This is a genomic window from Dactylosporangium sp. NPDC049140 (assembly GCF_040648435.1).
In genome coordinates this window covers 44870-68163 of the sequence record NZ_JBEZDS010000011.1, presented here as the reverse complement: position 1 = coordinate 68163, position 23294 = coordinate 44870, and the positions used below count along the sequence as shown (strand labels likewise).

The window sequence follows — 23294 nt, the reverse complement described above, 5'->3', positions numbered from 1 at the left end:
CGTCCTGGAAAAACGTCAGAACGTACCAGCGGTGTTGCACTTGGCCTTCTGCCGCACGCAGTCCTTGACCCGCTGGCCCATGGCCGTGTTGTCCCAGGCGAGGAACGAGTCGCCGTGGATCGAGGAGGCCATGCCCGAGGCCAGCGTGAAGCCGGCCGCGCTGCCGTGGGTCGGGTACGCGATCACGAACGAGATGTTCGGGACCGCCACCGGGTACGCACCCTGGCACTTGCCGTTCACCGCGTTGCCCATGTGCGACTTGTGGTCCGGGCTGTCCAGGTGGACGCCGTCCCAGCAGTCCGGGAAGACCAGCTGGTAGTTGAGGTACGCGGTCGTGGCGCACCGTGGCCAGTTGCCGTCCGTGCTGCGGCCGATCTCGCCGCCGGCCCCGGCGCACCAGAACTGGTTCGGCGAGCCGGCCGGGGTGGCGGCCTGCAGCTTGGCGTCACCCGAGATGATCCGCAGGCCCTGCGGGAACGGCATCGTCACGCTCGGGTCCGGCAGCCGGGAACCGTAGTACACGGTCACGCCGCTGGGCTCGACGGCCACGCCGTTCTCGTAGAGCGTCGGGATCCAGTACGCCGACAGGTCGTTGGCCGGCCCGCAGCTGGTCTGGGTGTAGCCCAGCAGCGACTCGGTCGTCGAGTTCGCGTTGGCGCTCTTGTTGCCCAGGAAGCTGTGCATGTGCGACGCACCGGCCAGCCCCGGGAACACGATCGGGTCGTCCTTGAACGAGTGGTCGTAGGTGCACGCCGCGTTGAACTCCGAGACGCGCACGGCGTTGGCCGGGAACGGGTGGGTCGGCAGCGCGTTGAACGCCGCCACCTGCGCCTGCCACTTGTTCTGGTCCATGTTCACCCAGCCGGCCCCGCTGCTGGGCGGGGTCGTGGTGCCGCCGGTGCCGAAGACCTGGAACTCCCACAGCGACACGCCGTACTGCGTGGCCCGCTTGGTGGTGTTGAGCTTCACGTAGCGGCCGGAGCCGTTCACGGTCAGCGTCTGGGTGCCACCGGTACCGTCGACGGTGGTGTTGATCGTGGTCCAGGCGGCGCCGTCGGCCGAGGTCTGGATGGTGAAGTCCTTGGCGTAGGCACCCTCCCAGCTCAGCACCACCTTGGTGATGGTGGCGCTCGAGCCCAGGTCGACCTGCAGCCACTGCGGGTCGCTGAACGCGCTCGACCAGCGGGTGCCGGCGTTGCCGTCGACCGCGGCGGAGGCGGGGGTGCCCCCGTTCTCCGTGGACGACGCGGTGGCGGTCTTGCCCTGCGAGATGGGGGTCTCGGCCGCGTCGGCTGAACGCAGCGCGAGGTTGGTCAGGAACGTGCCGGCGAGCGCGGTGGCCGCGGCACCGATCAGGATCGTGCGCAGCCGGGATCGGCCCGCGCGTGCGGGTCGGGTCATGAAGCATCCTCCGGGGTCGGCGGGTCGGCCGGGGGCGGAGTCCGGCCGATCTTGCCAGAGAGCGCTCTCTGTGGAGTTCCCACTGTGAACCCCCCGCTTGACGCATGTCAATGCCTGGCAGAAATGGGAGAGCGCTCTCCCAAGACCGTCGCTCAGGACGCGCGCGGAGAGCGCTCCCCGGCGAATCGCTCCTGCGCGTCGAGGACGGCGTCGCCGTACCGCAGGGCCCACTGCCCCATCGCGCGCATCGGCTCGAGCAGCGCCTCGCCCGCGGCGGTCAGGGCGTAGTCGACGCGCGGCGGCGCCTCGCCGTAGGGCCGGCGGAAGACCAGCCCGTTGTACTCCAGCCGCCGCAGCGCATCGTGGAGGACCTTGGGCCCGAGCCCGCCGATCCGCTCGACGAGCGCGCGCGGGCGCATCGCGCCGTAGGCGCCCAGCGTGAAGACCACGACGCTGTCCCACCGGTTGGCCAGGACCTCGAACGCGATCCGGGCCTGGCAGTCGGCGGTGAACTCGTCCTCGTCCATCCGCCGATTCTGCCCCGCCCGACGGACACCGCGCGGTGTCGATCGGCGCGCCTAGCGTTCGCCGCATGAAGATCGGCATTCTCGGTACCGGCAACATGGCCACCACCCTCGGCGGCGCCTGGACCCGGGCCGGCCACGACGTCCTCGTCGGCGGCCGGTCCACGGGCACCCTGCGCACCGCCGCCCGCCACGGCGAGCTGGTGCTGTTCGCCGTCCCCGCCCCGGCCGCCCCGAAACTGGCCGCGGACCTCGCGGACGTGCTCGCCGGCCGGATCGTGCTCGACTGCACGAACCCCGTCGAGCCCGGCCCGGACGGCCCGATGCTCACCGTGCCACCCGGCTCGTCGGTCGCCGCGCAGATCGCGACGGCGGCGCCGGGAGCCGCGGTGGTGAAGGCGTTCAACGTCTGCCACGCGAGCATCTGGACCCTGGACCCGCCCGCGTTCGAGGGCCTCCCCCTCACGGTGCCCTTCTGCGCCTCCACCCCGGCGGCCGCCGAGCGGGTCGCGGCCCTGATCGCGTCGATGGGCTGCACCCCGGCGCCGTGCGGCGGCCTGGCCCGGGCGCCGTACCTGGAGGCGACCGCGGCCCTGGCGATCGGCGTCTGGTTCGCGGGCGGCGCGGCCCGCGGGATCTTCCCGGAGCCGGCCCAGGTCCAGGCCCTGTCCTAGGCCGAGCGGCGCAGCAGCAGCCGGATGGAGCCGTCGGTCTCGCGCTCCTCGCCGGCCACCTCGAAGCCGTTGTGCTCGGCGTACTCCAGCGTCGCGGCACGCCCGTACTCCTGGGTGAGCCGCTGCAGCCACGGGTCGCCGTACTCGCGCCGGTCGAACTCGCTCACGATCGCCTCGAACGTGCCGTCGACGCTGCGCCGGAAGCCGATGTCGTTGCTCATCTCGCTGATCTGGGCGCGGCGCACGATCACCTCGGCGCGCTCGGGGCGGGCGTCGCCGCGGTAGCCGTACAGCGTCTGCGCGACGTCGTGCACCTCGGTCTCCTCGAAGCCGACGGCGGCGAGCGCCTTGGACAGCAGCGCGGGGTCGCGCAGCGCGGTGCGGACGCGGGTGAAGTGCGACATGGGCTCCCCTTAGGCGAGGCGGACGACCGGGCGGCGGTCCAGCAGCCAGATCTTGCGGTCGAGGTCGAAGGCGGACACGGTCAGGCGTTTCTGCGAGTCGATGCGGAACTCGAGCAGGAAGCGGTCGGCGCCGGCCTCCGCGGGCGGGTCGGCCTCCAGGAACGTCGGGCTGTCCTCGTTGAGCCACAGCGAGGTGCGCTCCTGCCGCTGCTGCTCGCTCACCGGGGTGGCCCGGGCGCCGCCGTCGCGGTCGAAGACGATCTCCAGGTCGGCGCTCGCGTCGCGGTACGTGGCGTGCGCCAGCTCGTAGACGGCCAGGCCCAGGCGGCGCTGGCCGGTGCGCACGCCGCGGATGGTCAGCGACCGGACCGGCGCCTCGGTCGGGTACGGCGTGCCCGCGGCGACCAGCGGCTCGAACTCGTAGCCGCCGGTGCGCTGGTCGACGTGGCGGATCGCGTAGTCGTGCTGGATGTGGTCGTGCAGCTCGCGGCCGCCGGCGATGCCCGCGGCGCCGACCGCGACCGCCTCCAGGGGCCGGTCCAGGTGCAGCACGCCCGGCTCGAACTGCATCCGCAGCAGGTCCTGCACGGCCGGGATCAGGCTGGTGCCGCCGACCAGGAACACCCGGGCCAGGTCTCCCGCCGGGAAGCCGCGCGCGGCGGCCGCGTCCAGCACCCGGCGCAGTGTCCGGTTGACCCGCCCGAGCAGGTCCTCGTCGCGCAGCAGCCGCTCCAGGCCGGCCCGGGTGACCTCGACCGGCCGGGCCGCGCCGGGCACGGCGATGCGGGCCGTGTCCCGGTGGCTCAGCGCCACCTTGGCCGCCTCGGCCTCGGCCAGCACCGCGGCGAACACCTGGTTGTGCCGCACCGGGTCGCGGGGCGCGCCGCCGGAGCGCTCCAGGGCCCAGCGGGCCAGCAGCGCGTCGACGTGGTTGCCGCCGACGTCGGCGCCCGCCTTGGCCACGACCCGCACCCCGGCGCCGCCGGACGCCTCGTCGGGGTCGCGCACGACCACCACCGACACGTCCAGGGTGCCGGCGCCGAAGTCGAAGACGCAGAACGCATCCCCGGGGCTCATCCGGCCGCCGTACCCGACCGCCGCCGCCGTCGCCTCGTCGACGACCCGCAGCCGGGCCTGCGGCAGGTCCCGGCCGACCTCGGTGACGAGCCAGTCGCGGTACGCGTCGAACGTCTCCACCGGCGCCGTCGCCACGATCTCGAGGTCGTCGGCGCCGACCGCGAGGACCGCGAGCGCGGTGACGCCGCGCAGGAATTCGGTCGCGGCCTGCCGCCCGGTGATCGGCCGCCCGCCGACGGTCCGCGGCACGTCGGCGACCCGCCCGGACAGGTTGCTCTTCATCGACCGGAAGACGGTCCCGCCGGGCCCGGGGTCGGCGAGCCCGCCGGCGCCGATCGCGGTGTGTACGCGGCCCTCCGGGTCTGTCCGGTACGCCACGATCGACGGCACGACCCGCTGCGGCAGCCCGGGCACCGGCTCACGGACGACGTCGTACCCGGGCAGCGGCACGGGCTCGGCCCGCTGCGCGCCGGCGTCCCACCCGGCGACGACGGTGTTCGCGGTGCCGAAGTCGATCCCGATGCGCGTGGTCAAGCCGCTGCCTCCCCGGCGAGCAGCGCCCGCAGAAACTCCAGCACCGGACTGCCGCCCGGCTCCAGAAACGCGTCCAGCTCGTCCACGTCCCCGGGGCCGAGCGAGCCGAGCGGGACGTGCAGGAGCGCGTACACCGGCGGGGGCAGCACCTCGACCTGGGACGGTCCGAGGCCGGGGGCCGGGCCGCGCACGACGGCGATCCGGCCGCCGCCCCCGCGCGGGAACGGGCGCCCGCGCTGGGGTCCGATGCCGGGGTCGTCGACGGACTCGAGGGTCTGCGCGTCGTGCCAGTGCGGCGCGTACCGTTCCCGCGCGGTGATGAGCAGCCCGGTGCCCTCGAGCACGTCGAGCTCGTCGTCGTACGGCGCCGCCGCGAACCCGTCGGCCTCGAGCGCGTCGCCGGTGATCCGCCAGGCGCTGAGCCTCTGGGCGTCGTCGGCGACCCCGAGCATGACGAACCGGTCCGCCCCGGTGAACACCGCGGCCGTCCAGGTGCCGGGGTGGCTCAGCACCGGCTCCCCGCGCGCGCCGAGGACGACCAGCGCCCGGCCCGCGCCGGCCAGCACCCGCTCGCCGTCCGGCGACCCGGCGATCCACCGCGCCGAGCCGGGCGGATCGGTGCCCCGGCCGGAGCGCCAGATCACCGCCCCGGCGGCCGAGGCGCGCACGACGACCCCGTCCGCACGCAGCGCCGCGAACCCGTCGCCGCAGGGCGTCACCCCGCACCCGGCGCCGCCGGCGACGAACACGGGCCGCCCGCCGTCGTACACCCGGGCCCCGTCCAGGTCCGCGGCGGCGATCGAGTCGCCGAGGTGCACGAGCCCGCGCAGGCCCGGGCGCGCCGGGGCCGGGCGCCGCTCGTACTCGCCGACGACCCGCCCACCGGGCAGTTCGATGTCGAGAAGCCGGTCCTCGTACTGCACCGCCAGTCGCGCCCCGTCGGCCGACAGCGCGATGTCGCCGACGACGCCGGGCCGCAGCACCAGGGACGACTCGCGCAGCAGCCGCGCCTGCCCGGCCAGCCCGTCGGGAGCCGTGGCGAGCGCACGGGCGATCGCCGCGTCGACCGGGTCCTCGGGGGGCCCGGTGAACCGCGCGACCGCGTCGATCGCCTCGGGCAGCGCGAGGTCCCGCACCCGCCGGGCCGGCTTGACGCCCGCGAACGCGCTCCGCTTCATCGACGCACTCCTCCCGGTGCCGGCGACCGCCACCAGCATGCCATCCGGGCGCTAGGATTTTCGATCGTGCTGAACGAGCTGATCGCCGCCTACCGTCCCGCCGACGCCGACGAGGAGGCCGACGTGGCCCGGGTGCGGGCGCTGCTCGCGGCCGGGGGCGACGTGTGGTCGCGGGCGACGCCGCTGCACGTCACCGCGTCCGCGCTGGTCGTGCACCCGGCGTCGGGGCGCGTGCTGCTGCGCTGGCACGCGCGGCAGGAGGCGTGGCTGCAGGTCGGCGGGCACGGGGACCCGGGCGAGACCGACCCGGTCGCCGTCGCGCTGCGCGAGGGCGCGGAGGAGACGGGCCTCGCCGACCTGGTGCCGTACCCGGACGCGGCCCGCGCCGAGATCGTGCACGTCGTGGTGGTGCCGGTGAAGGCGAAGGGCGACGAGCCGGCCCACGAGCACGCCGATGTGCGGTTCGTACTGGCCACCGGTACACCCGAAGCGGCCCGGCCGGAGAAGCCCGACGCGCCCCTGCGCTGGCTCACGGTGGCCGAGGCGCTCGAGCTCGCGGCCCGGTCCAACCTGCGGGAGACGATCGTGCGGGCGGGCCGGCTGCTCGCCGCGTAGCGTCAGCCGAGCGCGATGTCGTCGTCGGCGAGGTGGTCCCGGCGGCCCAGGGCGACGTCGGCCGCGAAGCGGATCCGCAGGCAGTCGCGCAGCAGGTCCAGCAGCGGGCGGAGGCGCGGGTCGCGCTCGTCGTGCTCGAGGAGGGCGCCGAGGTCGCCGGGCGTCAGCGCCGACAGCGGCCGCTCGGCCAGGCGGTGGACGGCGGGCGGGCGTACCTCGATCGCGTGCTCGGTGCGCAGCCAGTGCGCGCTGAGCGCGAGGCGCCCGGCGGCGGCGCGCGGGTACGGGATCCGGGCCGACCCGGCGTCGACGTGCGGGCGGGGCTCCAGGGTCGCGGCGTCGCGCACGTGCAGCCGCTCGCCGCCGGTGTCCAGCACGAGCAGGCGCGCGCCGAGGGCGTCGAGGTTGCGGGCCGCGGGCAGCGCCACGACGTCCTCCTCGACCAGCTCGTTCCCGGCGATCCTCCAGCGGTACAGCCGCGACTCCAGCCCGGCCGGGCCGCCGGGGCGCTCGAGCGCGACGAGCCGGCCCCCGGCGGTGAACGCGATGCCGTCCAGGCCGCCCCGCCACGGCAGCTCCAGCAGCGGGCGCCCGTTGACGTCGAGCAGGACGATCAGGTCGCGGGTGGCCACGGCGATGTGCCGCGCGTCCGGGGCGCCGGCCAGGCGCGCGCCGGCCCGCACGTCGGCGACCGGCGCGGCGGAGGCCCAGACGAGCGCGTGGCGGGCCCCGCAGACGAGCCGGCCGTCCCCGGCCAGCGCGACCCAGCCGCCGCCGTCGCCGAGGGCCGCCAGGGCCGGGAACGCGCGGTCGCGGATCAGGTCGCGGCGGAAGCCGTCGGCGAAGAGCGCCAGGCCGCGGCCGTCGGCGGCGACGACGGCGTCGCCGAGGTGCACGGCCACGTGCCGGGTCGTGCCGATGGCGAGGGTGTCGGCCAGGTTGGCGCCGGTGAGGTCGAGGTCGTACGCGTGCCGCGCCCCGCCGGTCAGCGGCGCGTCGAGGAGCCGGTGGCTGGCCTGGTCGCGGTAGACGGCCGCGACCCGCCCGGCGTCCGGGGCGAGCGTGAGGTCGACGAGCTGGCCGGGTACGTCGATGGTGATCACGGGCGGCAGCGCGCGCACGGCCGCGGCGATCCCCTCGGGGTCCTCGGCGGCGAGCCGGTCGAACAGGGCCGGGTCGGCCGGGCGCCAGGACCCGAACCCGGCGACCGCGGCGACCGCCTCGGCCACGGGCAGGTCCCCGACCATCCGGCCGCCGCGGACCCGGGCGGCGACGGCGGCGGGGTCGAGGTCGCCGGCCATCGCCTCGATGAGCCGTCCGCGCCGTTGCACGCCCGCGGCGGCCAGGGCCTCGGCGAGCAGGGCGGCGTCGGGGTCGAGCGCGCGGTACCGCCGCAGCTGCCCGGTCAGCAGGAACAGCGCGGCGGCCGTCCCCGGGTCGGCCGGGACCACGTCGTTGCGGGCGCACCAGGCGGCCAGTCCCGGCCGGTCCAGGGCGAGGGCGGCGAGCCGCTCCAGGACGTCGGGGTCCCGCCCGGCGAGCACGACCCTGCGGGCCAGGCGCGTCAGCGGGTGCCGTTCGCCGCGGGCCGCCGCCGCGACGAGCGAATCCCCCTGCAGCCGGCGGCCGAGGATCACGGCCACTCGCCGCCCAGCGCGATCCCGTCGCCGAAGCGCAGCCGCAGGCAGTCGCGCAGCAGCTCCAGCAGCTCGCGGACGTCGGCGGGCGGGTGGCTGCCGGTGAGGTACCGCTCCAGCACGCCCAGCTCGACCGGCGTCAGCTCGCCGAGGGGCCGCTCGGGCAGCTCGCACAGGTCGACGACCCGCGGCGGCCCGCCCGGCAGCGGTACCACGGCGACGGGCGGGCCGAGGCGGATGAGGGCGAAGGTGGCACGGTCGAGCCGGCCCGGGTCGGCCGCGGCGAGCAGCTCGAACAGCCGCGCCTCGGTGGAGCCGTGCGGCGGCCCCGCGCCGAGGCCGAGCACCGCGTCCGCCGCCTGCGCCACGGGGAGCCGCCACACGAGCCCGGCCCGCCCCGAGTCGGCCCCGGCCACCAGCACGGGCTCGACCCCGGCGGCGGCCATGGCGGCGAGCAGCGGCCCGCGGTCCTGCAGCCCCGGCGACTCCAGCACCGCCCGCAGCGCGCTGCCGTCGGGATCGACCGCGTGGTACTGCTCCGCCTGCCCCGTCACCAGCAGCAGCATCGCGGCCACGGGCGGGCGCACCGCCTCCGACGCGTGCTGCGCGCACCAGGCCGCCAGCCCGGGCCGCCCGGCCGCGCGCAGGCACAGCGCCTCGAGGTCCGCCCCGCCCCGCTCCAGGACCCGCTGCCGGGCGGGGGCCGCGACCGGGTGCCCGTCGTCGCGGGCGGCCGCGGTGAGCAGCTCGTGGTCGTCGAGCGCCGCGAGGCAGTCGGCCCGGACGGCCGCCCAGAGCGCGGGATCCGGCGACGGTACCGCGAGCAGCGCCCGCCACACCGCCTCCGTCAGCTCCGCGCTGACCCGCTTGTCCAGCAGCCACTGCAGGGTCAGCCCGGCCGCGCGGTCCCCGGCCGCGGCGTCCTCCACCAGGCGCCGCCAGGTCGCGTTCACGCCCCGCCCCCGATCTCGATGTCGTCGTCGGCCGCGACCGGGCCGTCCCCGAGCGCCACCTCGGTGGCGAAGCGCAGGCGGGCACAGTCGCGCAGCAGCTCGTACAGCTCCCGCCGCCCGCTCGGGGCTTCCCGCGCGGCCGCGTCGAGCCGGCCGGCGTCGGCGGGGGTCAGCTCGCGCAGCGGCCGCCGGGCCAGGTGGTCGGCCCTCGAGGGCAGCACCCGCAGGCCGTACCGCGGCTCCTCCGCCCGCCGGGTGACGAACGCGAAGCGGCCGGCCGCGTGCCGCGGGTACACCTGGATCGAGGCGTCCTCGATCGCGGCCGGCGCGACCGGCTCCAGGCTTGTCGCGTCGTAGTAGCGCGGCCCGCTCTCGCGCGCCACGAGCAGCCCGGTGCCGTCGACGACATCGAGGTTCTCCGAGTGCGGAGCGGCCGTCTCGGCCACGGCCTCGAGCCGGTCGCCGTCGATGCGCCACCGGATGAGGCGCCCGTCCGCCAGCGCCACGAGGTATCCCGGCTCGGCGAGCGCGACGCCGCCGTACCCGGAGCCGCCGGCCGGGCGGGCGAGCAGGCGGCGGCGCCGCCCGTCGAGCACGACGAGGGTCTTCTGGGACGCGGCGGCGATGTGCTCGCCGTCGGGGGACGCGGCGATCCACCGGCCCGGGGCGCCGCCGAACGCGGTCTGGGCCGCGACCGAGCGGCTGGTGACGCGGCGCGGATCGCCGAAGATCAGCAGGCCGTCGATGCGCAGGGCCACGAACCCGGCGCCGAGGCGGACCACGCCGCAGAACTGGGCGCCGGAGTGCAGTGCGACGTGCTGGCCGCGCTCGTACCGGGACAGGCCGAGACGGTCGATGCCGACGACGGCGTCGCCGTAGTGCACGAGCATCCGCGGGCTGGACGGGAAGAAGCCGGTCCGGGCGGTCAGGGTGTAACCGCGGTAGTCGCGGCGGTACCGGCTCAGGACCCGCCCGGTGTCCGCGTCGACGTCCACGAGCCGGTCGCGCCGGCCGTCGCCGCCGTCGAAGGCCAGCCGTTCGCCGTCGGGCGAGAACGCCACGTCGATCGGGCTTTCGAGCAGCGGGATGTCGTACGGCTCGGGCAGTGCGGCGACCGTGGCGGCCAGCGCGGCCGGGTCGGCCGCGGCGAGCCGGTCGAACAGCGCGGCGGCCGCGGCCGCGGCGGGGCGCCAGGCGCCGAACCGGGCCACGGCCGCGGCCGCGTCGGCGGCGGGCAGCTCCCAGAGCGGCCCGGACCCGAGCCCGCCGCCGGCGACGACGGCCGGGTCGAGGCCGGCCGCGGCGACCCCGGCGAGCAGGCCGCCCTGCCGGGCCGGGCCGCCGCCGGTGAACGCGGCGCGCAGCAGCGCGTGGTCGGGGTCCAGGGCGTGGTACCGCGCCCGCTGCCCGGTCACGAGCAGGAACCCGGCCGCGGTCGGCGGGTCGGTGGGCTCGAGGTCGTGGGCGACGAGCCAGGCGGCGAGCTCGGGGCGTTCGGGCGCGAGCCGCCCGAGGTCGTCGACCGCGGTCTCCGGCACGTCGTGGCCGCCGCCGAGGACGCGCTCGCGGGCGTACTCGGCGACCGGGTGCCCGTCGCCGCGGGCGGCCGCGGCGACGAGGCCGGCTCCGGTCAGCGTGTGCCGCCGCAGGGGCGCGATCCTCCGCCACAGCCGCCGATCCGGCCGGGGCGCGGCCAGCAGCTCGGACCACAGCCGGTCGACGAGCGCGGTCCGGCCGGGCAGGTTCGGGGTGAGCTCGGCGACCCGGGCCGCGAACCAGTTCAGTTCAGCTCACCCTCCCACCCGTCGGGGTCGCCCGGCAGGTCCAGCTCCAGCCCGGGGCCGGGGCCGGGGCCGGCCGGGTCTCGGCGGTCGGCGCCGGCCGAGGCGGGCTGGGCCCGGCCCTGGCGCAGCCACGCGCGCAGGTGCTCGATGACCTCCCGCTGCGACCGGCTCAGCGGCACGGTGCGCAGCAGGGCCTCGGTGACGTCCGCGGTGCGCACGTCGCGGTCCTCGGCGAAGGCGTGGTACATCGCGTCGATGACCGCCTGCTCCAGCTCGGCGCCGACGAAGCCGTCGGAGATCTGGGCCAGGTGGTGCACGTCGAAGGCCTCGGGGTCGCGGCGGCGCTTGCGCAGGTGTACCGCGATGATCTCCCGCCGTTCCCGCTCGGTCGGCAGGTCGAGGAAGAACACCTCGTCGAACCGGCCGCGGCGCAGCGTCTCGGGCGGCAGCGCGGCGACGTCGTTCGCGGTGGCGACCACGAACACGGGCGCGGTCTTCTCCTGCATCCAGGTGAGGATGGTGCCGAAGACCCGCTGGGATGTACCGCCGTCGAGCCCGCCCGCGGCGAGCGCCTTCTCGATCTCGTCGATCCACAGGACGCACGGCGCGACCGTCTCGGCGAGCTGCACCGCCAGCCGCACCCGCTCCTCGCTCTCGCCGACGAGCGAGCCGAACAGCGCGCCGACGTCGAGGCGCAGCAGCGGCAGCCGCCACTGCCCGCCGATCATCTTCGCGGTCAGGCTCTTGCCGGTGCCCGGGATGCCGATCAGCGCGAGGCCCTTCGGCGCCGGCAGGCCGTACTGCGTCGCCTCCTCCGAGAACGCGCGCTCGCGCAGGGTGAGCCACCGCTTGAGCGCGTCGAGGCCGCCGACGTCCTCGGTGCTCTCCTCGACGGGGTAGAACTCCAGGGCGCCGCTCTCCCGGACGACGGCCTTCTTCTCCTGCAGTACCGTGTCGATGCCCCGCTCGTCCAGGGCCCCGTCGCGCACGATCGCCTTCGCGAAGGCCCGCTTCGCCTGGGCCACGGTCAGCCCCAGCGCGGCCTGCGCCAGCTTGGCCCGCCCCGGCCCGGTCAGCGCCGCCCGCACGCCCGTGGTGCTCGCGATGAGCGCGTCGAGCTCCTGGCGCAGCAGCGCCTCGGTCGGCAGCGGCAGCTCGACGACGACGGCGTCGTTGCGCAGCTCGACCGGCACGCCGCGGGTCGGCGCGACGACGACGAGCGAGGCGCCGGTGTACACCAGCTGCTGGGCCAGGTTCTTGAGCTTGCGCCGGATGCGCGGGTCGCGGCCCCAGAACTCGTGGAAGTCCTTGAGCACGTAGATGTCGCGCCGCTCCGGGGCCTTGTTCGCCAGCTCCTTGATCTTGTCCAGCGCGGTGCCGGGGTCGCCGGTCTCCGGCAGCGGCCGCTGCCCCGAGGGCGCCTTGGCCGCGGACGTGAAGTGGTCGGCGACGTCCCACACGACGAGGTCGGCGCCGGGGTCCCGCTCGCGCCGCACCTCGTCGAGAATGTCGATGGCCCGCTGCTCCTCGATCGTGACGAGCACGATGAGCGCGACGCGGGCGCGCAGGTACAGCCGGATCTCGTCCTTCACGTCACGCCGCCCCTATGCCCGGTGCCGCCATGCCCGTGATCGTGAGGGTCCCGTCGGCGCCGACGAGCACCTCCAGGTCGGGCACGGATTCGAGGTCGATGTGGCGGTACCGTCCGGTGCGCCACCAGTACGCCTTGTTCGACGACCCGCGCAGCCCGCCCCCGAGGTGCGCCCGGCGCTGGTACCGCCCGGCCACGACGAGGTCCGCGTCGGCGACGGCCGACAGCCGGGCGGGATCGCTCTCGATCTCCGGCCGCGAGTACCCGGTGAGGATGATCAGCCCCAGTCCGGTGCGCCGCTTGAGCCCGGCCGCGAACGCGGCGACGGCCCCGGGCTGCTGCAGCGGCTCCCCGCCGGTGAGCGTGACGCCCTCGATCCGGTCCTGCTCGGCCTCGGCCGCGGCCAGCAGCTCGTCCACGGTGCGCCGATCGCCGCGCCCGCCGTCCGGATGCGTGTCAGGGTTGAAGCAGCCCGCGCACGCGAGCGAGCAGCCCTGAACCCAAACGGTCATCCGCTCGCCGGGCCCGTTGGCGCGGCTGCGCGGGATGACCGCGTGAATCAGCAGCGACCCGGTCAATGCCAGAGCCGGTTCGGCTGGTCGATCTCGGTCTCGGTCTGCACGTAGGCCTCGGCGGTGAGCTCCTGCGCCTCGACGTCCCCGCCGAGCAGGCCGACGAGCTGCTCGGTGTGCTCGACGCAGACCATCCCGTCGACGCCGGTGACGTGCAGCTCCACCTTGCCGTCGGGCCGGATCACGACATCGACGATCTCGTCAGCCATGCCGACACTGTAATCCCTGCTCGCTACGCTCGAGGTGGGGGAGCTTCGCTCCACCCACACCCCCTCGACATCTGCGCCGGCACATTCAAGCAACGAACAGGTGCGCGACAACCGGGCCGCCGCGTCATCGCGACCGCTCGCACCGGTCCCCAGCGGCGCACGCTGCTTCCTCGCTCGCTGACGCGCGCTCACCACCAGTAGTTGTCCTGCGGTGTGTAGGGCGCCTCGAGTTCGGCGATCTCGTCGCCGGTGAGCTCGACGGCGAGCGCGGCCACGGCGTCGCGCAGGTGGTGCGGCTTGGTCGCACCCACGATCGGACAGCTCACGGCCGGCCGGGTCAGCAGCCAGGCCAGGGCGACCTGCGCCATCGGCACCTCCCGGGCCGCCGCGACCCGCTGGATCGCGTCGACGACGGGCCGGTCGACGTCGCGGTCGAACGCCTTGGCGACGGCGTCGGACGCGGATCGGGCGGTCTGCGCGCCCCACGGTCGCGCCGCCCGGCCTTTCGCGAGGGGCGAGTACGGCGTGAGACCGACGCCCTGATCGAGGCACATCGGGATCATGTCCCGCTCTTCCTCGCGTTTGAGGATGTTGTACTGGTCCTGCATCGCCGCGAACGGTGTCCACCCGCCGAGCACCGCGACGTGCTGGAGCTTGGCGAACTGCCAGGCCCACATCGACGAGGCCCCGAGGTACCGGACCTTGCCCGCCTGCACCAGCCCGTGCAGCGTGGCCATGGTCTCCTCGGCCGGCGTTTCCGGGTCGAAGCGGTGGATGTAGTACACGTCGATGTAGTCGGTGCCCAGGCGCCGCAGCGACGCGTCGGCCTGCTCCAGGACGGCCTTGCGGGACAGGCCGCGGCCGCCGGGGCGGTCGTGCATCTTCCCGCTGACCTTCGTCGCGAGCACGACGTCCTCGCGCCGGGAGAACCGGTTGATCGCGCGGCCGACAAACTCCTCCGACGTGCCGCCCTGGTACACGTTCGCCGTGTCCCAGAACGTGACGCCGAGCTCGACGGCCTGGCGGAAGAACGGCGCCGCGGCGTCCTCGTCCAGCGTCCACTGGTGCATGCCCTCGGCGGCGACGCCGTAGCTCATGCAACCCAGCCCGATCCGGCTCACGCGCAGGCCGGTCCGGCCCAGCCGTGTGTACTCCAACGTAGTGCCCTCCTCCTGGCGTCCGCCGACGTGCACCTCCAGGGTGTCAGCGCCGGACCGGTGCGGGTACCCCGGGGGTCGCGCGCACCGGCGGGAGGGTCGGCCATAGCAGGTAATGACCGAACCCCCGTGCCGGCCGCCGGTCAGGCGCTCCCTTCGGTGACCACCATCCTCCCGGCCAGTTGCCGCACCGCCGCGAACGCCCCGTATGCGAGCACCCGCACCAGCTCCTCGTCCCCGCGCGGCCCGACCGAGCTGCGCCACGCGGCCACGGCGGACTCGGTCAGCCGGTACGGCGCCAGGGCCGCGAGCAGGGCCAGCCGCGCCCCCGCCCGCTCTTCCTCCGGTACCGCGTCCAGCACGGTCCCCGGCCACCCGCCGAGCTCCGGATGCTCGCCCCGCCACGCGGCCACGGCCTCGTGCAGGACCGCCCGGGCGGCGTCGCCGAGCAGGTCGCCCCCGGCCGTGGCGGCCCGCTCGAACGCCGCCCACGCCACCGCGACCGGCCCGTCCCCGGCCCAGGGCGAGGCGACCGGGCCGGCGACCGGCTCCAGCAGGGCCAGGCTCTGCCCCGGCGTCAGGGTGCGGCGCACCGTGCGGGACAGCACGAACCCGGCCGCCCGGCGCGACGGGGAGCGCAGCGCCCCACCCGGCAGCGGCGAGCCGGGGCGCAGCGCGTCGACCATGCGGTTGATGAAGTGGTTGGCCAGCGCCGTGCCGACGTACTCCGGAGCGAGCGCGACCGGGAACGGCCAGGGTGCGGGCGCGGCCGAGCGGGTCGAGCGGGCCCAGGCGACGAGCGCGTCGGGCTCCTCGCCGCGCAGGACCGCGGCGGCCAGGCCGTGCTCGCCGGTCGCGTGCAGCATGGCCGTGTGCGCGTCGATGCAGAACGGGCAGCGGTTCACCACGGCCACGGCGGCCGCGACCGCCTCCTTGCGGGCCCGCGGGGCGGTGCCGGTGAGCATCGACTCGCGCAGCACGGCCCAGAGCGCGGCGTGCAGGTCCGGTGCGGGTGAGAGGTGCGGTGCGAAGAGCGCGCCGAGCTCGTGGGCGGACGCGGCGTACACCGCGGCGACCGTCCCGGTGGCGGCGCGGCGCGGCACCGGGACGACGAACCGATAGGGCGAGGACATCGGAGAGGACCCCCTTTCAGGAACCGATCCTTTCCGGTTCGGGGGCGGCTGTCGTCCGTCCAGGGTCGGCACTTTCGCGTACATCCGTGGTGGTACGCAGCAGCGCCAGCACGGCGATGCCGCCGGCCAGGGCGATGGCCGCGCCGATGCCGAAGATGCGGTCGAGGCCCTCGGCGAACCCGGCCGCCGAGACGCCGCCGCCCAGCACGTCGCCGGCCCCCGCGGCGAGGACGGACGCGAAGACGGGCAGCGCGAGCGCGTACCCCATCTGCCGGAACGTGTTCGACGCGCCGCTGGCCATCCCGGCGCGCTCGGCGGGTACCGCCGCCAGGGTCGCCGACGCGAGGACCGGCGTGCTCAGCCCGACCCCGACGCCGATGACCGCGAGGGCGGGCACCACCGCGGGCCAGCCCGAGCCGGGCCCCACCAGCAGGCCGAGGGCGTCGCCGGCCGCGATGAGCAGCAGGCCGACGCCGATGCTGAGCCGGGCCGGCACCGCGTGCAGCAGCCGCCCGCCGGCCCCGGCGACGACGAACGCGACGAGCGACATCGGCGCGAGGACGAGCCCGGCGTCCATCGCGTCGAGGTGCAGCACCGACTGCGCCCACACCGACACGAACACGAGCCCGGCGAACGCCGACGCGGTCAGGGCCGCCGCGCCGAACATGAGCACCGAGAACGCGGGCCGCCGGAACAGCGAGAGGTCGAGCATCGGCTCCCGGCGGCCGCGCTCCACCAGCACGAAGGCGAGCACGGCGAGCGCCCCGGCGACGAGGGCGCCGATGGTGAGGCGGTCCCGCCAGCCCGCGTCGCCGGCCCGGATCAGGCCGTACACCAGCAGCGTCGCCGCCGCCGTGAAGCTCGCGATGCCGGGCAGGTCGGGGCGCCCCGCCGGCCGGGTGCTCCGCTCGCCGGGCACGACCCGCGCCAGCAGCAGCGCCGCGGCCGCGACGGGCAGGTTGACCAGGAAGATCGAGCGCCAGCCGACGTGCTCGGTGAGCAGCCCGCCGAGGATCGGCCCGGCCGCGGCGGCGGCGCCGTTGGCCGCGCCCCAGACGCCGAACGCGAACGAACGGTCCCGGCCCTGGTACGCCCGGCCAAGCAGGGCGGCGTTGGTGGCGTACATGGCCGCGGCGCCGAGGCCCTGCACGCCCCGGGCGGCGATGAGCGCGCCGACGTTCGGGGCGAGCCCGCAGGCCAGCGACGCGGCGGCGAAGACGACGAGCCCGGCGACGAAGACACGCCGGTGGCCGGCCCGGTCCGACAGCGAGCCGGCCGCCATGAGCATCGCGGCGAGGACGAGCACGTACAGGTCGACGGTCCACTGCAGCGCGCCGAACGACGCGTGCAGGTCCCGGGCCAGGGCCGGGGCGGCGATGCTGACGATCGTGATGTCGATCAGCAGCATGAGGGTGCTCAGCGAGACCGCGAGCAGCGGCAGCCATTTGCGCATGCGCCGAGCCTCCCGCGCTTCCCCGCCTGCGACTCCGTGAGGCCGGATTTCGGCGTTATCCGGCACGCGGTACCGTTGCGGCGGTGGATCCACTCACGTTCGACGAGCTCGACCGGCGCATCGCGCACGCCCTGCAGATCGACGGCCGGGCCCCGTTCAGCCGCATCGGCGAGGTGCTCGGCGCCTCGGACCGCACGGTGGCCCGGCGGTACCGCCGGCTGCGCTCGGAGGGCCTGCTCCGCGTGGTCGGGCTGCCGGACGCGGCCGCCCTCGGCCACGTCGACTGGCTGGTGCGCATGCGCTGCACGCCCGACGCCGCCATGCCGGTCGCCACCGCCCTGGCCCGGCGCGCCGACACCTCGTGGGTGCTCATCCTGTCCGGCGGCACCGAGATCTCGTGCATCACCCGGACCCGCCGCCAGGCCGAGGAGGGCGACCTGCTGCTGCAGAAGCTGCCCCGCTCCCCCAAGGTCACCGCGGTGACCGCGCACTGCGTGCTGCGCGGCGTCGCCGGCCTCGAGGGCTGGCCGGGCCGCACCTCCGCGCTGACCCCCGGCGAGATCGCCGCCCTGCGCCCCGAGCCGACCGCCCCCGGGCCCGGCCCGGTCACCGCGACGCCCGCCGACAACGCGCTGCTCACCGAGCTCGCCCGGGACGGCCGCGCGGACTTCCCCGCGCTCGCCCGCGCCACGGGCTGGTCGGAGACGACGGTCCGCCGCCGCCTGGAGGAACTGCACAGGAGCAAGGTGTTGTACTTCGACGTCGACGTCGAGCCCGCGTCGTTCGGCTACCACGCCGAGGCGCTGCTCTGGCTGACCGTCGCCCCGTCCGCGCTGACGCCGGTCACGCGGGCGCTCGCGGCCCACGAGCAGATCGGGTACGCCGCCGCCATCACCGGCCCGGCGAACATCTCGGCCACGGTCGTCTGCCGCGACCTGGACGCGCTGTACGACTACCTGGCCGAGCGCGTCGGCGCCCTGGAGGGCGTCACCGGCGCCGAGACGTCCCCGGTCGTACGCCGCCTGAAGGGCGCGGGCACGCTGCTGGTCCCGTAGCTCAGGCGGCCGGGCCGAGCAGGCGCAGCAGCACGGTGGCGTCGGGGGTGAGGGCGTACAGGACCGAGGTACCGGCCCGGTGCCGCTCGGCCAGCCCGGCCGCCAGCAGTGTCGACAGGTGCTGCGACACGGTGCTGGGGGCCAGGCCGAGCTCCCGGGCCAGGCCGGTCGTCGTCGCCGGCGCCACCAGCGCACGCAGGACGGCGGCCCGCGCCGGGCCCGTCAGCAGCGCGAGCCGATCGTCGCCACCACCACCGGCGCGCGCGGCCCGCCGCGCCGCGAGCACCCCGGCGCCTCGGGCCTGGTAGGTGACCATGAGCACCTCCGGGTCGTCGGTGGAGCACATGAGCACGTCCTGCGCGAACAGCACCGGCACGAGCAGCAGCCGGCGGCCGGCGGCGTCGACCGCGGACTCGACCGGCTTGACGAGCCCGAGCACCGGCGGCTCCCACCGGACCCGCCCGCGCAGCTCGCCGAGCACCGCGGCCGGCCCGGCGGTCGCCAGCGAGCGCGACCGGGCGAGCACCTCCTCGTCGAGCGCGGTGCGGATCGCGGGCCAGAACGGCGCCATCGCGGCCTGCCAGAACACCGCGAGCGCGGCGGCGAGCCGGTCGAGCGCCGCGGCGGGATCGTCCCGGTACGGCGCGAGCGCCGCCGGGCCGCCGCCCGGGTAGTGCTTGGCCAGCTGTGCGCGGACGGTCGGCGGCGGCGTCGAGCGCAACGCCGCCAGCTCCTCGTCGATCGAGGGCCCGGCCGACGGCGGCGGCGGCGAGAACACGTCCGGCGTGGGGCGCTCGTGCCATCGGCCGTGCAGCGCCGGGTACAACCGCAGCGGTCCCAGCCGCGGGTCGTCGCGCAACGCGGCCCGGGCCCGCTCCGCCCACGCCGTGTAGGGCCACGGCACCGCTCCCGGGCTGCGCAACAGCAGGTAGAGCGCCCCGACGACCTCATTGAGCGGGCTGGTCGCGAGCCGGGTCCGGGCCAGTGTCCGCGCGTCGAGCCGAATGCGAATCACGGCCCGGACGCTTCCCGGCGGCCGGCCGTTTGTCCAGCCCTCACCGCACCCGGGCGATGGTGATCCCGTCGGCGACGGGCAGCATGACCGAGTCGACCCGGGGATCGGCGAGCACCTGCCGGTTGAACTCGGCCACGATCCGGCTCGGCTCGTCGACCGGTTCGAGCACCCGCCCGCCGCGCAGCACGTTGTCCACGACGATGACACCGCCGGCCCGCATCCGGGGCACGACCTCCGCCCAGTACCGCGGGTACGACACCTTGTCCGCGTCGATGAACGCCAGGTCGAACGCGGGCCCGGCCGGCATCGCGGCGAGCGTCCCGGCCGCCGGCCCGAGCCGCAGCTCGACCCGTGGCCCGACCCCGGCCCGATCCCAGTACCGCCGAGCGACCGCTGTCCACTCGGCCGACACGTCGCAGCACACGAGCCGGCCGCCCGCCGGCAGCGCCCGGGCGATCGCGAGCGACGAGAGCCCGGTGAACGTGCCGATCTCCAGCGCATCCCGCGCCCCGGTGATCCGGGTCAGCAGGGCGAGCAGCCCGGCCTCCTCCGAGGACACCTGCAGGTCGTACTCCTCCGGCAACGCGGCCCGCGTCTCCTCGATCAGCTCGACGGTCAGGGCGTCGCGGGCGCTGTCGAACGCGGCGACGTAGTCGAGCAGCGCATCGGTAAGGGCAATGGTTCGAGTCGTCATACCGCGGACCGTACGAAGGGCGGGCCGCCCTCAGGAAGCCATTCGGCTCCCGCCGAATCACGTCAACTCGGGTTGACGCGCCATCGCCTGTCAACTATGGTTGACACATGACGGGGACTCAGACTCTCGTGGCGGCGGCGACGCCCGGTCGCCCACCGCGCCGCCCCAACCGCCTGCTCCGCGCCGGCCTGCTCGCCGGCCCGCTGTTCACCGTGACCTTCCTGGTCGAGCCGGTTCTCCACGCCGGGTACGACCCCCTGCGGCACCCGGTCAGCTCGCTCGCGCTCGGGCCCGGCGGCTGGGTGCAGACCGTCAACTTCGTGGTCGCCGGCCTGCTGTGCCTGGTCTTCGCCGTGGGCCTGCGCCGCGCCCTGCGTCCCGGGCCCGGCGCCGTCGCCGCCCCGCTGCTGCTGGCCGTCTGGGCCGTGGGACTGCTGGGCGCGGGCGCGTTCACCACCGACCCGGTGAGCGGGTACCCGGCCGGCACGCCGCCCGTGCCGGACCCGCCGACGTGGCCCGGGCGGCTGCACGACCTGGCGTTCTCGCTGCCGGGCTTCGTCGCGTTCGCCGGGGCGATGCTCGTCCTCGCCTACGCGTACGCCCGCCGCCGCTCCCCGCTCCGGGCGGCGTACTCCGCCCTGAGCGCCGTCGCCTTCGTCACCCTCTTCGTCCTCGCGACCGCCGGCTTCGGCCAGAGCCCGCACCTCGTCGACATCGCGGGCCTCCTGCAGCGCCTGACCATCGGCGTCGGCTGGCTGTGGCTGACGCTGGTCGCGGCCGGCGCTATGAGAAGGCCCGCAGCGTCACCGTGAAGGTCGCGGGTTCGGGGCGCAGCTCGTACTGCGGCAGCACGCCCGGCCCGCAGGCGGCGCTGCCCAGCCCGTGGTGGGCGTGGTCCAGGTGCAGATGGATGCGGTCCTCCGCCACCAGCTCCGAGCGGTGGCGGGCCGCGTCCAGGGCCGCCGTCGACCAGCGCCGCGCGGTGAAGTCGATGCGCGGCGCCGCCTCGACGCGCAGGCCGTGGCCGTCCGGCCCGGTGAGCGTGAGCCAGCGCGCGTCGGCGCGGTTGCCGTTCTCCTGCGGGTACACGTAAGGCGTCGTCAAATCGTCCACAGTGGACTCGTAGCGGCCGGTCAGCGCGGCGGTGCGCGAGTCCGGGTACGCCTCGCCCGGGCCGGCCCCGAACCAGGCCACGGCGCCGAGGTCCGCGGGCAGTTCGAGGTGCACGCCGAGGCGCGGGAGCGGCACGTCCCAGTCGCCGGCCGGCTCGACCCGCACGGTCAGCTCGACGGCCTCGCCGACGGTCCGCCAGGTGTACCAGGCCAGCAGCGCCCGATCCGCCGCCGCCGGCGCCACCCGGGTCGCCACCACCAGGGCGTCGGGGCCGAGCTCGAGGCCGAGCAGCCGGTGGGTCATCCGGTGCAGCCCCGCGGCCCGCCAACGGTCGGCGACCGGATCGTGGCCGAGGCGGTCGTTGTCGATCGGCGCCCGCCAGATGTCGAGCACGGGCCCGCGCAGCGCGAGGTTCCCGAGCCTCGTGAGCGTCCCGTGCACCGGATCGAACTCGGCCGCCCCGAGCCGGATGACGCCCCCGTCCCGCCGCGGCCCCGCCCCGGCCGGCACACCCGGAACGGAGGCGGCCGCGCGGAGCTGGACCTGCCCACGGCCCAGCACAAGCCCGTCCGGCGCAACGGCGTCCACGGTCAGCCAGGCCTCGGATCCCGCTGAGTCGGGCGCTCCGCTCCCCGACTTATCGGACATATCATTTAGTGCGACGACGACCGTCTCCCCCGCCGCCACCACCGGCAGCGGCACCGCCCCCTCCGCCCCCGGACCCCCGTCGACCGTGACCGACCAGCGCAGCTCCGCCCCGGCCAGGCTCCGGAAGACGTACCGGCTGCGCACCGTCACCGCGCCGGCCCCGACGTTCAGGCGAACCGGCGCGTACACGGCCGCCAGCTCGGTGAGCCCCGGCGACGGCGTGCGGTCCGGGAAGACGAGCCCGTCGATGACGAAGTTGCCGTCGTGCAGCGGCTCGCCGAAGTCGCCGCCGTAGGCGTAGTCGCCCTCGGGCCGGCGGATGCCGTGGTCGAGCCACTCCCACACGAAGCCGCCCTGGCAGCGCGGATGGCGGTCGAACAGCTCGTCGTACTCGGCGAGCCCGCCCGGCCCGTTGCCCATCGCGTGCGCGTACTCGCACAGGATGAACGGCAGGTGCGGCACGTGGCCCTCGCCGCGCCCGATGGCGTCGACCTCGGCGTGGCCGGCGTACATCCGGCTGTAGACGTCGACGTGCGCGCAGCTGCGGTCGCCCTCGTAGTGCAGCGGCCGGCCCGGGTCGCGCTCGCGGGCCCAGTCCGCCATCCGGCCCAGGTTCGCCCCGACGCCGGCCTCGTTGCCCAGCGACCACATGATGACCGAGGGGTGGTTCTTGTCCCGCTCCACCATCCGCCGCATGCGGTCGACGCACGCCTCGGCGAACCGCGGGTCGTCGCTGGGGTTGCCGCGCCAGCCCACCGGCTCGAAGCCGTGCGTCTCGTAGTCGCACTCGTCGATGACCCAGAAGCCGAGCTCGTCGCACAGGTCGAGCACCGCCGGGTGGGGCGGGTAGTGGCTGGTGCGGATCGCGTTGACGTGGTGGCGCTTCATGAGCTCGAGCTCGGCGCGCACGACGTCGGGCGGCACGACCCGGCCGAGCTCGGGGTGGAACTCGTGGCGGTTGACGCCGCGCAGGACGATCCGCCGGCCGTTGACGGTGAGGATGCCGCCAGTGACCGCCACCGTGCGGAAGCCGATGCGCAGGGTCGCCGTCTCGGTGGCGGTGGCGACGACGAGCTCGTACAACCGCGGGGTCTCGGCCGTCCACGGCTCGACCGGGCCGGCGTCGTGCGCGGTCCCGGCCGGCAGGCGGTCGAGCCCGAGCTCGGGGATGCTCACGACCGCGTCCGCCGGACCTTCGACCCGCAGCCGGCCGCGGCCGTCGGGCTCGTACGCCGCCTGCACGAACACGTCGTCGACGCCGCCGGCCGGCCGCGCGAGCAGGGTGACGTCGCGGAAGATGCCCGGCAGCCACCACTGGTCCTGGTCCTCGAGGTAGCTGCCCGCCGACCACTGGTGTACCCGCACGGCGAGGACATTCGCGCCGCCCGGCCGCAGCGCGGCGGTCACGTCGAACTCGGCGGGCAGGCGGCTGCCCTGGGTGACGCCGAGCTCGACGCCGTTGAGCCACACCCGCCCGCACGAGTCGATGCCGTCGAAGCGCAGCCGCGCCCCGAGCCCCGCGAACCCGGCCGGGACGTCGAAGACGAGGCGGTGGTCGCCGGTCGGGTTGTCGGTCGGCACGTGCGGCGGGTCGACCGGGAACGGGTAGACGACGTTCGTGTACGCCGGGCGGCCGAACCCGTGCATCGGCCAGCTCGACGGCACCGGCAGCTCCGCCCAGCCGGTGTCGTCGAAGTCGGGTGCCCAGAACCCGGCGGCCGCCTCGGCCACGGTGGGCGCGAGCCGGAACCGCCAGGTGCCGTTGAGGCTCAGGCGGGGCGCGTCGGTGCCGAACGCGGCCCGCGGCGCGGTGGTGCCGAGCGGACGGCCGAAGCCGGTCAGGTAATCCACCCGGTCACCGTAGCGCCACGGG

At 75.8% G+C, this 23294-nt stretch carries 21 protein-coding genes; 4 read left to right on the top strand and 17 right to left on the bottom strand.

What is annotated here, in order from left to right; all coding sequences use genetic code 11:
* Nucleotides 1-15: 15 nt before the first annotated feature.
* Nucleotides 16-1401, bottom strand: a complete 1386-nt coding sequence (locus tag AB0B76_RS19910; RefSeq protein WP_360376928.1) for a DUF1996 domain-containing protein — start codon at nt 1399-1401, stop codon at nt 16-18.
* Between the two features lie 152 nt (nt 1402-1553).
* On the bottom strand, nt 1554-1928 hold the full coding sequence (locus AB0B76_RS19905; RefSeq protein ID WP_360376926.1) for a helix-turn-helix domain-containing protein: 375 nt from the start codon (nt 1926-1928) through the stop codon (nt 1554-1556).
* 65 nt (nt 1929-1993) lie between these two features.
* On the opposite strand from AB0B76_RS19905, the gene AB0B76_RS19900 reads away from it, so the two are divergent.
* Nucleotides 1994-2599 (top strand): NAD(P)-binding domain-containing protein, encoded by a 606-nt coding sequence (locus AB0B76_RS19900; protein WP_360376923.1) that lies wholly within the window; start codon nt 1994-1996, stop codon nt 2597-2599.
* Here the strand turns inward: AB0B76_RS19900 and AB0B76_RS19895 are convergent.
* Genes AB0B76_RS19895 through AB0B76_RS19885 form a run of 3 tightly spaced genes read right to left on the bottom strand, consistent with a single transcriptional unit; the run spans nt 2596 to nt 5792 of the window.
* Nucleotides 2596-3003, bottom strand: a complete 408-nt coding sequence (locus tag AB0B76_RS19895; RefSeq protein WP_360376921.1) for a DUF1257 domain-containing protein — start codon at nt 3001-3003, stop codon at nt 2596-2598. The genes AB0B76_RS19900 and AB0B76_RS19895 overlap by 4 nt on opposite strands.
* A 9-nt stretch (nt 3004-3012) precedes the next feature.
* Entirely contained in the window at nt 3013-4614 is a 1602-nt protein-coding gene (locus tag AB0B76_RS19890; protein WP_360376919.1) for an Hsp70 family protein, read from the bottom strand.
* Nucleotides 4611-5792: a hypothetical protein gene (locus tag AB0B76_RS19885; protein WP_360376916.1), complete on the bottom strand. Its 1182-nt coding sequence runs from the start codon at nt 5790-5792 to the stop codon at nt 4611-4613. The genes AB0B76_RS19890 and AB0B76_RS19885 overlap by 4 nt, the downstream gene beginning before the upstream one ends.
* 66 nt (nt 5793-5858) lie before the next feature.
* Here AB0B76_RS19885 and AB0B76_RS19880 point away from each other — a divergent pair, with 66 nt between their 5' ends.
* On the top strand, nt 5859-6407 hold the full coding sequence (locus tag AB0B76_RS19880; protein ID WP_360376914.1) for an NUDIX domain-containing protein: 549 nt from the start codon (nt 5859-5861) through the stop codon (nt 6405-6407).
* Nucleotides 6408-6409: 2 nt separating this feature from the next.
* Here the strand turns inward: AB0B76_RS19880 and AB0B76_RS19875 are convergent, their stop codons facing one another.
* The 9 genes from AB0B76_RS19875 to AB0B76_RS19835 all read right to left on the bottom strand — a co-directional run bounded on the left by AB0B76_RS19875 (nt 6410) and on the right by AB0B76_RS19835 (nt 16896).
* Nucleotides 6410-8044, bottom strand: a complete 1635-nt coding sequence (locus tag AB0B76_RS19875) for a hypothetical protein (protein ID WP_360376911.1) — start codon at nt 8042-8044, stop codon at nt 6410-6412.
* Entirely contained in the window at nt 8041-8997 is a 957-nt protein-coding gene (locus tag AB0B76_RS19870) for a hypothetical protein (protein WP_360376909.1), read from the bottom strand. The genes AB0B76_RS19875 and AB0B76_RS19870 overlap by 4 nt, the downstream gene beginning before the upstream one ends.
* The gene (locus AB0B76_RS19865; RefSeq protein WP_360376906.1) at nt 8994-10535 is read right to left on the bottom strand and encodes a hypothetical protein; all 1542 of its coding nucleotides are present in this window, start codon (nt 10533-10535) and stop codon (nt 8994-8996) included. The genes AB0B76_RS19870 and AB0B76_RS19865 overlap by 4 nt, the downstream gene beginning before the upstream one ends.
* A 242-nt stretch (nt 10536-10777) precedes the next feature.
* The gene (locus AB0B76_RS19860; protein WP_360376904.1) at nt 10778-12373 is read right to left on the bottom strand and encodes an AAA family ATPase; all 1596 of its coding nucleotides are present in this window, start codon (nt 12371-12373) and stop codon (nt 10778-10780) included.
* 1 nt (nt 12374) lies between these two features.
* On the bottom strand, nt 12375-12950 hold the full coding sequence (locus AB0B76_RS19855; protein WP_360376902.1) for a 4Fe-4S single cluster domain-containing protein: 576 nt from the start codon (nt 12948-12950) through the stop codon (nt 12375-12377).
* Nucleotides 12947-13153: a DUF2997 domain-containing protein gene (locus AB0B76_RS19850; RefSeq protein WP_360376899.1), complete on the bottom strand. Its 207-nt coding sequence runs from the start codon at nt 13151-13153 to the stop codon at nt 12947-12949. The genes AB0B76_RS19855 and AB0B76_RS19850 overlap by 4 nt, the downstream gene beginning before the upstream one ends.
* 188 nt (nt 13154-13341) lie before the next feature.
* Nucleotides 13342-14310: an aldo/keto reductase gene (locus AB0B76_RS19845; protein WP_360376897.1), complete on the bottom strand. Its 969-nt coding sequence runs from the start codon at nt 14308-14310 to the stop codon at nt 13342-13344.
* A 143-nt stretch (nt 14311-14453) separates the two neighbouring features.
* Nucleotides 14454-15443, bottom strand: a complete 990-nt coding sequence (locus AB0B76_RS19840; protein WP_360376895.1) for a carboxymuconolactone decarboxylase family protein — start codon at nt 15441-15443, stop codon at nt 14454-14456.
* Between the two features lie 16 nt (nt 15444-15459).
* A complete protein-coding gene (locus tag AB0B76_RS19835; protein WP_360376893.1) occupies nt 15460-16896 on the bottom strand; it encodes an MFS transporter in 1437 nt (478 codons plus the stop codon).
* A gap of 83 nt (nt 16897-16979) precedes the next feature.
* On the opposite strand from AB0B76_RS19835, the gene AB0B76_RS19830 reads away from it, so the two are divergent.
* Nucleotides 16980-17951: an Lrp/AsnC family transcriptional regulator gene (locus AB0B76_RS19830; protein ID WP_360376890.1), complete on the top strand. Its 972-nt coding sequence runs from the start codon at nt 16980-16982 to the stop codon at nt 17949-17951.
* A 1-nt stretch (nt 17952) separates the two neighbouring features.
* On the opposite strand, the gene AB0B76_RS19825 is transcribed toward AB0B76_RS19830, so the two are convergent.
* Both AB0B76_RS19825 and AB0B76_RS19820 read right to left on the bottom strand, forming a co-directional pair.
* On the bottom strand, nt 17953-18966 hold the full coding sequence (locus AB0B76_RS19825) for a winged helix-turn-helix domain-containing protein (RefSeq protein WP_360376887.1): 1014 nt from the start codon (nt 18964-18966) through the stop codon (nt 17953-17955).
* A gap of 40 nt (nt 18967-19006) precedes the next feature.
* Nucleotides 19007-19660: a class I SAM-dependent methyltransferase gene (locus AB0B76_RS19820; RefSeq protein ID WP_360376885.1), complete on the bottom strand. Its 654-nt coding sequence runs from the start codon at nt 19658-19660 to the stop codon at nt 19007-19009.
* A 107-nt stretch (nt 19661-19767) separates the two neighbouring features.
* Here AB0B76_RS19820 and AB0B76_RS19815 point away from each other — a divergent pair, with 107 nt between their 5' ends.
* The gene (locus AB0B76_RS19815) at nt 19768-20472 is read left to right on the top strand and encodes a DUF998 domain-containing protein (RefSeq protein ID WP_360376883.1); all 705 of its coding nucleotides are present in this window, start codon (nt 19768-19770) and stop codon (nt 20470-20472) included.
* Here AB0B76_RS19815 and AB0B76_RS19810 read toward each other — a convergent pair.
* Entirely contained in the window at nt 20444-23272 is a 2829-nt protein-coding gene (locus tag AB0B76_RS19810) for a glycoside hydrolase family 2 TIM barrel-domain containing protein (protein ID WP_360376881.1), read from the bottom strand. The genes AB0B76_RS19815 and AB0B76_RS19810 overlap by 29 nt on opposite strands.
* Between the last annotated feature and the right edge of the window lie 22 nt (nt 23273-23294).